This window comes from Emticicia sp. TH156 (genome assembly GCF_002855535.1).
Classification (GTDB): Bacteria; Bacteroidota; Bacteroidia; order Cytophagales; family Spirosomataceae; genus Emticicia; species Emticicia fluvialis.
This window is the reverse complement of the sequence record NZ_PKRS01000017.1, coordinates 17,231-30,671: the sequence shown is the minus strand read 5'-3', so window position 1 is coordinate 30,671 and position 13,441 is coordinate 17,231. Positions and strand designations below refer to the sequence as shown.

Genomic DNA, 13,441 nt, shown 5'->3' with positions numbered 1-13,441 from the left:
GAAGTATTTCTGATTTATTGGTCATCACCGGAATTTAATAACTGGCTTGATTTGTTCTATAAGAACAGAATAGTTTTTTAAAGCCGGAGAGCAGGGTTTGTATGCCTCTGAACCAACAAAAAGGATTTTGCAGATAAGCTATTTTGTCTAATTTTGCATCAAAATTTATGTAAACCAGAAAATTATATATTATGGCACAGTATGATCTTATTGTACTTGGGAGTGGGCCCGGTGGTTACGTAACCGCAATTCGTGCTTCACAATTAGGCATGAAAACTGCCATTGTTGAGAAAGAGAACCTTGGAGGTATTTGCCTTAACTGGGGTTGTATTCCAACAAAGGCATTGTTGAAGTCTGCCCAGGTTTATGAATATATTAAACACGCTAAAGATTATGGTATTGAGGTAGGCGAGGCACATGCCAATTTTGAGGCGGTTATTAAGCGTTCGCGCGGTGTGGCCGACGGCATGAGTAAAGGCGTGCAGTTTCTGATGAAAAAAAACAAGATTGATGTTATCTATGGTTTTGGTAAAGTAAAAGCCGGTAAAAAAGTTGAGGTTACTGATGCGGAAGGTAAAAAATCTGAACTGGAAGGCAAGCATGTAATTATAGCTACCGGCGCCAGAGCCAGACAATTGCCTAATGTGCCCATTGATGGTAAAAAAGTAATAGAATACCGCAAAGCTATGAGCCTCGAAAAACAACCGGAATCACTATTGGTGATTGGTTCGGGAGCGATTGGTGTAGAGTTTGCCTACGTATACGCCAGCATGGGTACCAAGGTAACTATCGTAGAGTTTTTACCAAATATTGTTCCGGTTGAAGACGAAGATATTTCTAAAGAACTGGCAAAAGCCTACAAAAAAGCAGGTATTGAAATTTACACCAACTCTAGCGTTGAGAAAGTAGATACCAGTGGCAATGGTTGTGTAGCAACAGTAAAAACGCCTAACGGAGAAATAAAAATTGAATCAGAACTGGTGCTTTCAGCGGCGGGTATTGTTGCAAATATTGAAAACATTGGCCTGGAAGAAGTAGGAATTGCTACCGACAGAGGCAAGATTACTGTAAATCAGTGGTCAGAAACTAACGTGCCGGGTTACTATGCCATTGGCGACGTAGCTCCGGGGCCTGCACTGGCGCACAAAGCATCAGCAGAGGGCATTATCTGCGTTGAGAAGATTGCAGGGCATCATCCTCAGCCGATTGACTACAAGAATATTCCGGGTTGTACTTACTGTACACCAGAAATCGCCTCAGTGGGTTATACAGAAAAAGCTGCCAAAGAGGCAGGATATGAAATCAAAGTAGGTAAATTCCCGTTCTCGGCCTCTGGTAAGGCAAAAGCTGCCGGTAGCCCGGAAGGCTTTGTAAAAGTGATTTTTGATGCCAAATACGGCGAATGGTTAGGTTGCCACATGATTGGCGCCAACGTAACAGAAATGATTGCCGAAGCCGTTGTTGCCCGTAAACTGGAAACCACCGGTATGGAAATCATCAAGTCGGTTCACCCGCACCCAACCATGTCGGAAGCCATTATGGAAGCAGCGGCAGCGGCTTATGGTGAAGTGATACACTTGTAATAAGATAGATATATCGTAAAAGGGGCAGATGCGGTTAGGTATCTGCCCCTTTTTAGTGGCATCTGCCAGCAATAATGCTACACTGACTACAAATACAAAAGGGGCAAAAATTGCCCCTTTTGTACCACCTTTTTTAACCTAAACACTACCCTAAACTCTTGTTGAGCTTCTTTTAGCTGCTCAGTGAAATCTCGTTAGAAAAACTGCTGAAACTGCATTCTAAGCGTACTTCGTTTTTATCTTTCATGTTTCCTGGCAAATCTGTTTTTTATTGCATCCGTGCAATCAGACAAACATCGCTTCAAAACATATTTTTCTTCTGTTAGTTATTCTATCAAGTAAACCTTATGAGGGTTTTCATGGCTATATGGTTGGCTTACGCAATGTGCGTTCTCTTCATTTTAGAAGAGTAAAGTTTCGTTCGTTTCATAAAATTATTGAATTCATGAGTTTGAGAACCCCTCGTTCTGCCATCCCAGTTTTGTTGATTGATGCTAACAATCTTTAACAAAACCACCGCCATACTGAACATGGTCATTATACCTATTATGAAGATGATGGGTGTCATAATTTCAATAATTTAATGAAACTTACACCAGATAGGTTAAAAATGTTATTCCATTAATTAGTTAATGCAGGTAAGCCGGTTTTTTAGTTGAAAATTGAGGAAAGTGTGGTGTTTTGGGAAATTAAGTGTAGAAAATATGCCCCAATCAATGGAGTTGTGCCACAATGGTGGTATGGTACAAATTATTTATCAATATAAACATATCAATATCAACGTGTAATACTGAAAGTAAAAATCTGACGGAAATCTAGCCACTTTATGACATCAGTGAAAACAAAGCTGAAAAACTATATTTCTTTTGCTAAAGAAGTATTTAATGAATTCAGCTCAGATAATGCCACCAAATTGAGTGCTTCTTTATCTTACTACACCATTTTTTCTCTGGCTCCTATGCTTGTGGTTATTATTTCTGTGGCCGGCATTTTTTATGGTCGTGAAGCCATACAGGGTGAAGTTTACGGACAAATAAACTGGCTTATAGGTAAAGATGCGGCTACGCAGGTGCAGGAGTTAATAAAAAATGCAAGCCTTTCCAGAAAGTCGGGCATGGCGGCAATTATAGGTACAATAACCCTGCTTTTGGGTGCCACTGGGGTTTTTGCTGAAATTCAGGATTCAATCAATTTTATATGGTCGCTTAAGGCTAAGCCAAAATCTGGTATTCTGAAATATTTATTTAACAGGTTATTATCATTTTCATTAATTTTGTCACTTGGTTTTTTGTTAATCGTATCATTGTTGGTTAATACCCTGCTTGATATCTTTAGCCAACGCCTGCAATTGCTATTTGAAGATGTAACTGTCTATTTTTTTTTCGTCATTAATCTGCTGATAGTCTTTTCCGTTATCACCCTTCTGTTTGCCATTATTTTTAAAGTTTTGCCTGATGGGAAAATAGCTTGGAAAGATGCCTTTTTTGGAGCTGGGGTAACTGCTGTATTTTTTATGGTGGGTAAGTTTTTAATTGGTTATTACCTGGGGCAGTCAACTGTTCTTACCACATTCGGTGCGGCTGGTTCTATAGTAATAATCTTGCTTTGGGTCTATTATTCGTCTACTATACTTTTTTTAGGGGCCGAGTTTACCAAAGTTTATACCCGCCATTATGGAACTCCCATACAACCTGACAAAAACGCTGTGCTTTTGGAAAAAAAGGAAATCGAAATTAAATTATCTGGCAATGGAAATTAAAAGGAGTGCAATTAAAAACAATTCAATTCTAATACTTGGTTTTCTGTTTTATCTGGCAATGGTATTTATCAATTTTCTGGCAAATTACCTGCCCATTAACGGCAAAAATACAGGCCAGGTTTCGGCGCAGTATCCAAATTTGTTTGTCCCTGCTCCGTACACATTCTCAATCTGGGGTGTAATTTATCTATCTATTCTTGTTTTTTTGATTTTTCAGCTTACCGGTTCACCCGGTTTAAAACAAAAAAAAGACACCCGTTCTTCAGTACAAAACATTAACGTGGTTTTTATTTTTACCTGTGTTATTAACATGAGCTGGATTGTAGCCTGGCATTATGGCCTTATACTGCTAAGTGTGATCCTCATGCTATTGCTTCTATTGCTGCTTATTGTGTTAAACAGTTATCTGGTAGCCCTTGACCCCTGGCTATCAAAAACTGAGAAGTTTTTTTTGAAGGCTCCGTTTGGTCTTTACCTTGGCTGGATTTGCATAGCCACCATTGCCAATGTTACGGCGCTACTGGTTAGTTATGGGTGGAAAGGCTTCGGTTTAAGTGAAGAGTCGTGGGCGTTTATTATGATAATAGTAGGGGCAATAATAAGTATAGTAGCTATTTTCAGATTTAGTAGTATTTATACTGGGTTGTCGGTCATTTGGGCGCTAGGCGGGATCATCACTCAGCGAAGAAATAACATAATTTATCATAAATACATAGAGCTGTGTGCGTGGATAGGCATAGCTATTGTAGGTATAGCCATTTTTATTGAGCTTACAAACGGCTATTTATGGAAGGCCGGCTCTAATGATGATTAAATAAGCAGGAAATAAAATAACAAAATAGCCATTGGTGAGCCGATGGCTATTTTATTTTAGCAAAAACGTAATAATAAATTCGGTTCCTTTGCCAAGTTCAGAGTTTACCTCTACTGTTGCTTTATGAGACTGGATAATATTTAAGGTGGCCGCAAGGCCCAGACCTATGCCATTATTTTTTGCCGTAAAGTAGGGCTCAAACAAACGGCTCATGTTTTCGGGGCTTATACCTGTGCCATTGTCTTTGATAGAGATATAGCAGAGGTCATTATCTATTGTACTTTTTATAATCAAAACGCCATTGCCTTCTTCCATGGCTTCTACTGCATTGATTATAATGTTAAGAAATGCAATTTTTATCTTATTTCTATCCAGATTCAGCAGCACATCGCTCCCATATTGTTTTTCAAGCGTAATGTTTTTCAAATTGATGCGATCTATGGCCTGCTCTAGTGTCTCGTCCAGAATTTCATGAACAGATATTTTAGAAAACGCCAGCTCAGATGGCTTGGAGTTATTCAGCAGTTCTGTTATGAGGTCGCTGATGCGTTGGCTGTTACGTCTGATAATCCCCAGAAAAAGCTTTGCATCTTCATCATCAAATTCACTTTCAAGTTGCTCAACAGAAAGGTGGATGTTTGTTAACGGATTACGTACTTCATGTGCCAGAGTGCGTACCAACCGCCCGGTAGCAGCCATTTTTTCGTGCATCATGGCTTCACGTTCGGCTTTTCGCTGTGCGGTTACATCATGAATAATGCTCAGAAAAGATTCTTTGCCTTCGCTGTTCTTTTGTTTTTGGGCATCAATCAGGCATATTTTCTTTTCTCCTTTTTTGGTTATGAAAATGGCCTCAAATTTGTCAAGGTTGCCGTTTTCTTCCAGTTTTTCATTAAACTGCTCCCAAACTTCCGGCTTTTCAAAAATGGTGGCGGTACTCATCTGGCTCAGCTCGTCGGCAGCATAGCCAAGCATTTCAAGCGTGGCCGGGTTATAATAAATAAACCGGCCGCTTTCCGGCTGGGTAACAATTATACCCTGCCTTACATGATTAAAAATGGTTCGATACTGCTGCTCACTTTCGCGCAGTGTTTTTAAGGTATCGGCACGCTCAAGAGAGTATCTGATGCATCGTTCCAGTTTTTCGGGGTCCAGTTCGTTTTTTATCAGATAATCCACCGCACCCAGCTTCATGGCTTCCATATCAATTCTCTGGTCGCCTTTACCGGTAAGTAAGATTATCGGACTCTGACACCCTTCCTGTATGGCTCTCTTCAAGAGGTCCAAACCAGTTTTGGCACCCAACAGGAAGTCGAAAAAACAAATGTCATACGCTGCAGTTATGATTTTTTCAACGGCATTGTCAAAATTTTTTGCCCAATCTATAGTAAACTTTTTGCCTTGTATGTCATTAATGTAGTCGCTTGTCAGGAAGAAATCATCCTCATCATCATCAACGATTAAAACCCTGATTGTGTCGAGTTCTTTCATGCGTTAAGTTTGGGTAATTGAACTATATCAAACCAGTAGTTGCCCAGGTTTTTCATTACTTCTACCAATTCAACAAATGTTACAGGCTTGGTTACAAAACTGTTTACGCCCAGGTCATAGGTTCTCAGAATATCTTCTTCTGCCTTTGAGGTGGTAAGTACAATAACAGGGATGCTCTTCAGGTCATCGTCTGATTTTATTTCTCTTAAACACTCTCTGCCATCTTTTTTAGGCATGTTAAGGTCTAGCAAAATTACACCGGGTCTTGGCGAGCTGTCCGGGTTGCTATATTTACCGTTGCGTCGCAGGTAATCCATTAATTCGGCACCATCCTCTACAAATCTTAACTCATTTAATAAAAAATTCTCTTCCAGAGCCTCTTTTGTCATCGCTCTGTCGTCCGGGTCATCGTCAGCCATCAAAATCATAATACTGCTTTTGTCTTTTTGAAATTGAATCATTATTGTGGTATTTAGAGAGTTAAGGTTTTATAATGGTTATTTAAAACTGTACTCAGGTTAAGAAAATTTATAAATTATAGCTCTTCATTTTGTTATAGAGCGTTTTGCGGTCAATGCTCAATACCTGGGCTGCCTTACTTTTGTTGTAGTTTACTTGTTTAAGTACCTGCAGTATCATTTCATATTCAGCGTCCAGGGCAGCCGATTTCAGATTCGGCTTAACGGGGTCTTCCTGTTTGGGGGCAATCTCTTCTGGCACCACCGTTTGAATAGGGTCTGAGAACAAAAGCCTTGAATAGTTTATAATCTCAAAAGGCAAAGATTTAGACTCTATGTAGTCGCCGTCTGACAACAGCGTGGCTCTTTTTACTACATTGCGCATCTCGCGCAGGTTTCCATACCACGGATAACTCAAAAAAGCGGTTTTTACGTCTTCTTCAAAGCCTTTTACATCTTTGCCGAGTTCTTCATTTGTGTTGTCCAGAAAAAACCGGGCAAACTCCATGATATCAGCCTTGCGGTCTCTCAAAGGCGGAACATCAAGGCTGAATTCATTAAACCGGTGGTATAGGTCTTCTCTGAATTTCCCCTTGCGGCAGGCTTCCATTAATCGTTCGTTCGACGCCACCAATATTCTTACATCTACCGAAATCTCTTTATTACCCCCAATGCGGCGCAATTTACGTTCCTGTACAACCCGTAACAAAGCAACCTGCACATCGTATGGCAGGTTGGCTACTTCGTCAAGAAAAAGCGTACCACCGTTGGCCATTTCAAAATGCCCTATTTTCTGATTCAACGCGCCGGTAAATGAGCCTTTCTCGTGGCCGAACATTTCGCTTGCTGCCAGCTCTTTTGATATCGCTCCGCAGTCCATGGCAACAAAAGGGCCATTGGCTCTTTTACTTCTTTTATGGATTTCCTGTGCTACTGATTCTTTTCCTGAGCCGCTTTCGCCATATATTATAACACTATAATTGGTTGGCGCTACCAGGTCTATTTGTCTGTAAAGGTTTTTTGATTCAGGCCCGCTTCCGAAAATATAGTTGTTATCAGACTTGCTTCTGGAGGTTTTATGTGCCGATTTATTAACGCTCGTATTTGTGTCTTTTTCAATAGCAGACTGCATCTGGCCTGACGGTTTTTCCTGGCCTAAGGCTTTTTTAATTGTCAAAAGAATTTCGTCAGGGAAAAGCGGCTTGGTGATGTAATCAAAAGCACCCATCTTCATTACATCTATCGCAATTTTGATGTCTGAATAGCCTGTAATAATCAGTACCGGCACCTCTGGGAAACGCTCTTTTATTTTACGGAGAATCTGGCCGCCATCTAAGTCGCCCAGCCTAAAATCAGTCATTACCAGGTCTGGTGTAAACTCTTCCAGCAAACTGAGGCCTGTTTGTCCGTTTTGGGCAATAGCCACATCATACCCGTTTTTGCTTAAAAAGCGGCGTAGTAAAAGACAAATATCGGTATCATCATCAATAACAAGGATACGTTGCATATAGTATAATGGTTGAATTTTAAAGATTTTGAAAACTGGAAATTATAAGACACGTCTGAGTTGGGCCGATTGAATACCCAGATGGTCTCGGTACTTTGCTACTGTGCGCCGTGCAATAGGATACCCTTTCTGGGCCAGCATATCGGCCAGCTGAAAATCATTCAGCGGTGCGCTTTTGTCTTCTTCAGATATCAAGCCCGCCAGTGTCTGTTGAATCTCTCGATTCGATACCTCAATTCCGGAATCTGTAAAGATACCTCCCGAAAACAGGTCTTTCAGATGTATGGTTCCAAAGGGTGTCTGTGCGTATTTTCCGCTGGTTACCCTTGATACCGTCGAGATGTCCATTTTTATTATTTCTGCTACATCTTTCAGTGTCATGGGTTTTAATTTCTGCACATTTCCGGTTTTAAAAAACTCTTCCTGAATTTTTATCAGGGTTTTCATTGTTTTCAGCATGGTGGTTTCTCTTTGCTGTATAGCATCAATTAACCAGTTAGCTGCAGAAACCTTTGTGTGGATATAGTTTGCGGCTGCCTTATCGGGCGTGCCTTGTATTAAGTCATTAAAAGAATTATTAACCCGTAACGGCGGTATCTGATTGCTGTTAAGCGACACTTCAATCTTGTTGTCTTCATAAAAAACCAGATAGTCTGGTATAATGTTATCTTTTATCAGAATTGAACTTGTGTTTTCTTCTGAAATAGGCTTTGCGTGCAGAGAAGTAATAAGATTTATAGCATTTTTGAGTTTTTCTGAACATATTTCTCTCGAACGCATAATTTTCTCATAATTACGCACGGCCAGGTCGTCCAGGTTGTTTAGCACAACATCATACGCCAGGTCAACGTCCTGCCCTTCTTCTCTTTTTTTATCAAGTTGTATCAACAGGCACTCCTGCAGATTTGATGTGCCAATTCCGATAGGCTCAAGATTACGTATAATAGCCATTACTTCCTCAACGTCTGGTACGTCTACAAATATATTATTGGTAAACGATACGTCATCGGCCAGTGCTTCAGCATCATATTTCAGAAAGCCGTGTTCATCAAGAGAATCAATTATAAAATCGCCTAATAATTGTTGGCGTTCGTTCAGGGCAAGTACGTGCAGTTGTTCTTTCAGGTCGTCTCGCCACGATGTTTGCTGTATTATTGGCGCCGAGTAGAAGTCGTCATCGCTGCTGTAGTTATTCAGCTGCGTTTTGTAGTTGGGAGTATCATCGTCGTATTCGTCCCAGTCGAGATAATCGGCAGAACTAGCAGAAAGTGCGTCCTTATCGTCACGGTCAAAATCATCTGCGTCTGTATCTTCGCCCACTGTGGCTTCTTCAAGCATGGGGTTTTCTTCCAGTTCTGTTTTAATGTGTTCTTCCAGCTCTATGGTTGAGAGTTGCAAAAAGTTTAATAGTTGTATCTGCGACGGAGAAATTCTTAAAGTTTGTTTCTGGGTCTGGCTGAGATTTAGCATGGCATAAGGTTTTTTATAAGCGTATATATATCAATTTATAGCCCACAAGCATCAGCAAGATAAAAAAACGAAAAAAGTTATTGTAAAATTTTGATTATCAGTAATTTAAAAAATTAGACTTTTTTTAAGAAAATTCCTGTAATGTTTTTTTGTTTTACGGCAAAAGAAAAATATTCCACAATGTGAGTATAATATTCCACATTTTGATTTAAACGCCCTATATTGATACCAACCCTTTGTTATGAAAAAAAGTCTACGGTTAATTCTTTCATCTTTTATTATCTGTGTTATATTGCTGGCTACGCTCAGCTGGCTTTCATATAAAAAAATAAAAGAGTCAACCAACTATGCCATTGCCGTAGAAGACACCCATGAGGTGCTTCGCAAAAGTGAAGAACTCATATCAGTTCTGAAAGACTACGAAACCGGGCAAAGAGGTTATATTCTTACCCATGAGCGCATTTTTCTGGAACCTTATTATAAAGCTGAAAACCAGATAAATGGAATCTATCATACACTAAAAAACGCTGTTAGAAAAAACCCTCAACAATTGCAAAGGGTAGATACTCTGTCGGGTATTATTTCCGAGCGTATACGTCTGCTGAAACTTAATATTTTGCAAGTTGAAAGTAATAAGCCAATTGATAAGTCGACATTTTTACTTGGTAAGCAGGAGATGGATGAAATTAGAGCCATTATAAACAAGTTTCAGGAAACAGAGCGGAATTTGTTGTACAAAAGAAGAGACCAGAAAAGTGTTAACGACCAACAAACCTCATCTATACTGATAATGCTTTCTGTATTTTCATTCTCTCTTCTGATTGTTTGTTTTTTTCTGATTTTTGTAGAATTGCGCCGCAGGCTTAAGTTTCAGCATAAGCTTGAAAACAAGATTGACGAGCTGAACCGCTCTAACGCCGATCTGGAGCAGTTTGCCTATGTGTCGTCTCATGATTTGCAGGAGCCACTCCGAAAGATAAGGTCGTTTAGCGACAGGCTTGTGAGAAAGCATGCCGACGCCCTGAATGAAGATGGTAAAGAAACCCTTGAGAAAATTACTACTGCCGCCGAACGCATGCAGAACCTGATAAACGATTTACTTGATTTCTCAAGGCTGGTTAACCGCAAGGAAGCCAATTTTCAGAATGTTAATCTGCAGGAAACTCTTGATAAGGTTCTTAACGATTTATCTGTAAAAATTGAAGAAAAAAAAGCAGTCATAATTACCAAAAAATTGCCGTATATTTGGGGTGTTTCTTTCCAGATTAATCAGTTGTTTCTCAACCTTATCAGTAATGCGCTTAAATTTACCAGTGAAAACAGATTACCTGTTATTGAGATAGACTACACCATTGCCAAAGGAGCTGAAATACCGGGAATTGAGGACCTGAGAAAAGAATTTGATTACCACAAAATAGTTGTTAAAGATAACGGTATTGGCTTTGAGGCAGAGTATGCCGAAAAGATTTTTGTTATTTTTCAACGCTTACACGGGCGGAATCATTACGAAGGTACCGGTGTTGGTCTGGCTATTTGCAGACGTATTATGAGTAATCATAACGGCTTTATTTTTGCCGAAAGCCAACCCGATGAAGGCGCCACTTTTATTTTATATTTCCCAACAAAATAAATAATAATTCGGATATAGGAATGAGCATATTATCAATCCTCATTGCGGACGACGATGAAGATGACAAATTTTTACTGAAATCTGCATTTGAAGAAAGCGGAATAGAGGCACCATTATCTTTTGTTGATAACGGGCAGGAGTTAGTAGATTTTTTGCATAAGGCCAAGAAGTTGCCAAGCATCATTCTTCTGGATTTGAATATGCCTAAAAAAGATGGAAGAGAGGCGCTAAAAGAGATTAAGGAGAATCCGAAGTTTAGAAGTATTCCTATTTTGATATTAACTACCTCAAACTCACCCGAAGACATCAAAAATTGCTATTTTCTGGGTGCAAACTGTTTTATAACAAAGCCTTCTACATTTGAAGGCCTCATGAAAATGATTGGCGAACTAAACAAGTTCTGGTTTAACATAGCATCAATACCTACAAAGCATTAACAGGTAACCTGCTTTGTGTGGCCGTTGGCGGGGTTGCAGGTTTGTCGGCGGTTTTATCTTTTACCCACATTAATGCTTTTTCAATTAATGATGGTTTGTAATTTTCTATATAAGCGCCGCCGTTAAGCTCTGCCAACTTAGGTTTGGTGTCAGTTGCATTTTTTACCCAGTTCAGGCCTTTGTCCATAATAGCATCTTTATTTTTGAGAATCATGTTGCTTGCATAGTTCTTCAAAAAGAAAGGTACCAGAAGCTTAATGGGCCAGGGCGAGCTCCTTAGAATGCCATGGCGCACAATGGTGTCTACACCCAGCCCAACGCCTACATTCAACAAACCATTATTACGGTTGGTCAGAAAGTCTCCCAGAAAACGCACTGCATGGCGGGCAGGGCTCAGGTCTTCTTTAATAGCATCAAAATTGCTTCTTATTTTTGATTGAGAAAGCTGAATCTCATTTTTTAGCCGTGCTCTTTCGGCTCGCAGGTCATTCAAATTTCTGATGTTAGTCTTCATAGTAGAATTTCTGAATGAAAGAGTTAATGACTGGAATTTTAATCAGGTTGTTGCGTTGCAGATAAATTACAAATCCGGCAACTACATAAACACCGGCTACAATAAATAATCCGAATGCCAGGTTGTTTAAGCGCTGGCCAATTAACCAGGCTACTCCCAGGCTTATAAAAAAAAGTGCAAAAGTTGCTGCCACACCCAGTACAATTGCAGAGGCGGCAGTTGATATGCCTTCGGCAACTTTTTCAACGGTATTCAGAACTCCCAGATTCCATCGGGCTTCCAGATGATTGGATAAATCATCAAAGACATCCTCTGTTTTTTCTTTAATGTCATTGTATATTTCCATGTCATCAGATTGTTTAATTGAAATAGTGAGCCGGGTTTAAACCTGGCTCACTGACTCGACATACGCTATTTTTAAGATCTTAGCCCATTTGAAGCTTCTTTTTTGTAGAGTTATATTGATCTTCGGCGTCAGAGGCCAAATCATCAAACTTTTGCTGCGCTTTACCTTTCAGGTCGTATGCTTTATTGCGTAGCTCATCTTTTGTGTCTTCGTATTGGTTTTTACCACGACGAATCGCATTCAATAATTCGTCGGCTAATTCGTTAGCAGTTTTTCTGACTTTAGAGCGGATTTCCTCACCTTTGTCTGGGGCAAACATCATTCCTATAACTGCACCGGCTGCTGCAGCCGTGATAACTCCCAAAAAGATTTTTGAAGTACTTTTCATAATAGTTAATGTTTAAAAGTTTTTTATTAAGATGCATATACAGGTAAAAATCCTATTCCATTATGCTAAAAGAGCATATTTTGTGCAATAAAATGACGGCGCAAACCATTTTGTAGAACTTTTTGCTCATTATTGGGGTGTAATACTACCCTCCTGCCAAATGAATAAAAATGGGGCTGGCACAGTTTTTTATTCTATAATAGTCAAGAAAGAAGTTAATTATGCAAAGATGAAAAGCGAAGAAGAAAATGGTTTGTCTGCCCTGATAGTAGATGATGAAATAGATACCTGCTTATTGATAAAGATGTATTTGAAAAAGAAAGGAATACAGTCTTTTCATGCGCATACTTTGCAGGATGGGTTTGAAAAAGCCAGTAGCCTGACACCACAACCCAAATGGGTTTTTCTGGATAATAACCTGCCTGATGGGCTGGGGATTGAAAAATTGTCGGAATTCAAGAAGTTACTGCCTGATACCAAAATAGTTATGATAACTGCCATTGGTAAACTTAAAGAAAAAGCGTTAGAAGTGGGGGCTCATAACTTTATTGAAAAACCCCTGTCTTATGCTTCTATTGATAGTTCTTTATAATAAGCAAACAAAAATTTTGATTTACTGAATCCCACAACTTTTATGACCTTTCAGTATATCCGTGTCAGAAAAGCAGTAAATCGAATTGTTTTATAAACAGTTTATTTTAAACCCTTTAACACAAAAAACATGGAAGGACAAGGATTATTGTATGCAATTATTATTGGAGCCATAGCAGGTTGGCTGGCCGGCGAAATCAAAAGAGGTTTCGGTTTTGGCCTTATTGGCAACATCATTGTCGGTATTATAGGCGCACTGGTAGGTGGCTGGCTATTTGCAGCGCTTGGTATCTCGTTGGGTACGGGTGCAATAGCACATATTCTTACAGCTGTTATAGGCGCCTTGGTAGTACTTGGTATTGTGGGGTTGATACGAAGGGCCTAGCCAGCTATTTGTTTAACTCAGAACGGGAAATGCACATTCAACTGCATTTCCCGTTTTTTTTGTCCCCC

Annotated in this window: 15 protein-coding genes; 7 read left to right on the top strand and 8 right to left on the bottom strand. The window is 39.7% G+C overall.

All coding sequences use genetic code 11. The features are described 5' to 3' along the window. Nucleotides 1-191 precede the first annotated feature (191 nt). Complete coding sequence (gene lpdA / locus C0V77_RS22125; protein WP_101728577.1) at nucleotides 192-1,583, top strand: dihydrolipoyl dehydrogenase; 1,392 nt, start codon at nucleotides 192-194, stop codon at nucleotides 1,581-1,583. Nucleotides 1,584-1,959: 376 nt separating this feature from the next. Here lpdA and C0V77_RS22120 read toward each other — a convergent pair whose 3' ends face one another. Further along, on the bottom strand, nucleotides 1,960-2,151 hold the full coding sequence (locus C0V77_RS22120) for a hypothetical protein (protein WP_101728576.1): 192 nt from the start codon (nucleotides 2,149-2,151) through the stop codon (nucleotides 1,960-1,962). 258 nt (nucleotides 2,152-2,409) lie between these two features. On the opposite strand from C0V77_RS22120, the gene C0V77_RS22115 reads away from it, so the two are divergent. Beyond that, nucleotides 2,410-3,342 (top strand): YihY/virulence factor BrkB family protein, encoded by a 933-nt coding sequence (locus tag C0V77_RS22115; RefSeq protein ID WP_101728575.1) that lies wholly within the window; start codon nucleotides 2,410-2,412, stop codon nucleotides 3,340-3,342. Beyond that, entirely contained in the window at nucleotides 3,332-4,156 is an 825-nt protein-coding gene (locus C0V77_RS22110; protein ID WP_101728574.1) for a tryptophan-rich sensory protein, read from the top strand. Before C0V77_RS22115 ends, C0V77_RS22110 begins: the two co-directional genes overlap by 11 nt. A gap of 51 nt (nucleotides 4,157-4,207) precedes the next feature. Here C0V77_RS22110 and C0V77_RS22105 read toward each other — a convergent pair whose 3' ends face one another. From C0V77_RS22105 to rpoN, 4 genes are all read right to left on the bottom strand, one after another. Next, nucleotides 4,208-5,647, bottom strand: a complete 1,440-nt coding sequence (locus tag C0V77_RS22105) for a hybrid sensor histidine kinase/response regulator (protein ID WP_101728573.1) — start codon at nucleotides 5,645-5,647, stop codon at nucleotides 4,208-4,210. Next, entirely contained in the window at nucleotides 5,644-6,108 is a 465-nt protein-coding gene (locus C0V77_RS22100; protein WP_101728572.1) for a response regulator, read from the bottom strand. The genes C0V77_RS22105 and C0V77_RS22100 overlap by 4 nt, the downstream gene beginning before the upstream one ends. Before the next feature lie 67 nt (nucleotides 6,109-6,175). Continuing rightward, entirely contained in the window at nucleotides 6,176-7,612 is a 1,437-nt protein-coding gene (locus tag C0V77_RS22095; RefSeq protein ID WP_101728571.1) for a sigma-54 dependent transcriptional regulator, read from the bottom strand. Between the two features lie 42 nt (nucleotides 7,613-7,654). After that, entirely contained in the window at nucleotides 7,655-9,082 is a 1,428-nt protein-coding gene (gene rpoN / locus C0V77_RS22090; protein ID WP_101728570.1) for an RNA polymerase factor sigma-54, read from the bottom strand. Between the two features lie 241 nt (nucleotides 9,083-9,323). Here rpoN and C0V77_RS22085 point away from each other — a divergent pair, with 241 nt between their 5' ends. Together C0V77_RS22085 and C0V77_RS22080 are read left to right on the top strand one after the other, a co-directional pair. Further along, nucleotides 9,324-10,712 (top strand): CHASE3 domain-containing protein, encoded by a 1,389-nt coding sequence (locus C0V77_RS22085; RefSeq protein WP_101728569.1) that lies wholly within the window; start codon nucleotides 9,324-9,326, stop codon nucleotides 10,710-10,712. Between the two features lie 20 nt (nucleotides 10,713-10,732). Beyond that, on the top strand, nucleotides 10,733-11,149 hold the full coding sequence (locus tag C0V77_RS22080) for a response regulator (RefSeq protein ID WP_101728568.1): 417 nt from the start codon (nucleotides 10,733-10,735) through the stop codon (nucleotides 11,147-11,149). On the opposite strand, the gene C0V77_RS22075 is transcribed toward C0V77_RS22080, so the two are convergent. From C0V77_RS22075 to C0V77_RS22065, 3 genes are all read right to left on the bottom strand, one after another. Continuing rightward, on the bottom strand, nucleotides 11,136-11,663 hold the full coding sequence (locus C0V77_RS22075) for a hypothetical protein (protein WP_101728567.1): 528 nt from the start codon (nucleotides 11,661-11,663) through the stop codon (nucleotides 11,136-11,138). The two genes, C0V77_RS22080 and C0V77_RS22075, sit on opposite strands and share 14 nt — an antisense overlap. Then, entirely contained in the window at nucleotides 11,653-12,009 is a 357-nt protein-coding gene (locus C0V77_RS22070) for a phage holin family protein (protein WP_101728566.1), read from the bottom strand. Before C0V77_RS22070 ends, C0V77_RS22075 begins: the two co-directional genes overlap by 11 nt. A gap of 79 nt (nucleotides 12,010-12,088) precedes the next feature. Then, nucleotides 12,089-12,397: a YtxH domain-containing protein gene (locus C0V77_RS22065; protein WP_101728565.1), complete on the bottom strand. Its 309-nt coding sequence runs from the start codon at nucleotides 12,395-12,397 to the stop codon at nucleotides 12,089-12,091. Between the two features lie 229 nt (nucleotides 12,398-12,626). Between C0V77_RS22065 and C0V77_RS22060 the strand changes: the two genes are divergently transcribed. Continuing rightward, a complete protein-coding gene (locus C0V77_RS22060) occupies nucleotides 12,627-12,989 on the top strand; it encodes a response regulator (protein ID WP_101728597.1) in 363 nt (120 codons plus the stop codon). Nucleotides 12,990-13,118: 129 nt separating this feature from the next. Further along, nucleotides 13,119-13,373 (top strand): GlsB/YeaQ/YmgE family stress response membrane protein, encoded by a 255-nt coding sequence (locus C0V77_RS22055; protein ID WP_101728564.1) that lies wholly within the window; start codon nucleotides 13,119-13,121, stop codon nucleotides 13,371-13,373. The last annotated feature ends 68 nt before the right edge of the window (nucleotides 13,374-13,441 follow it).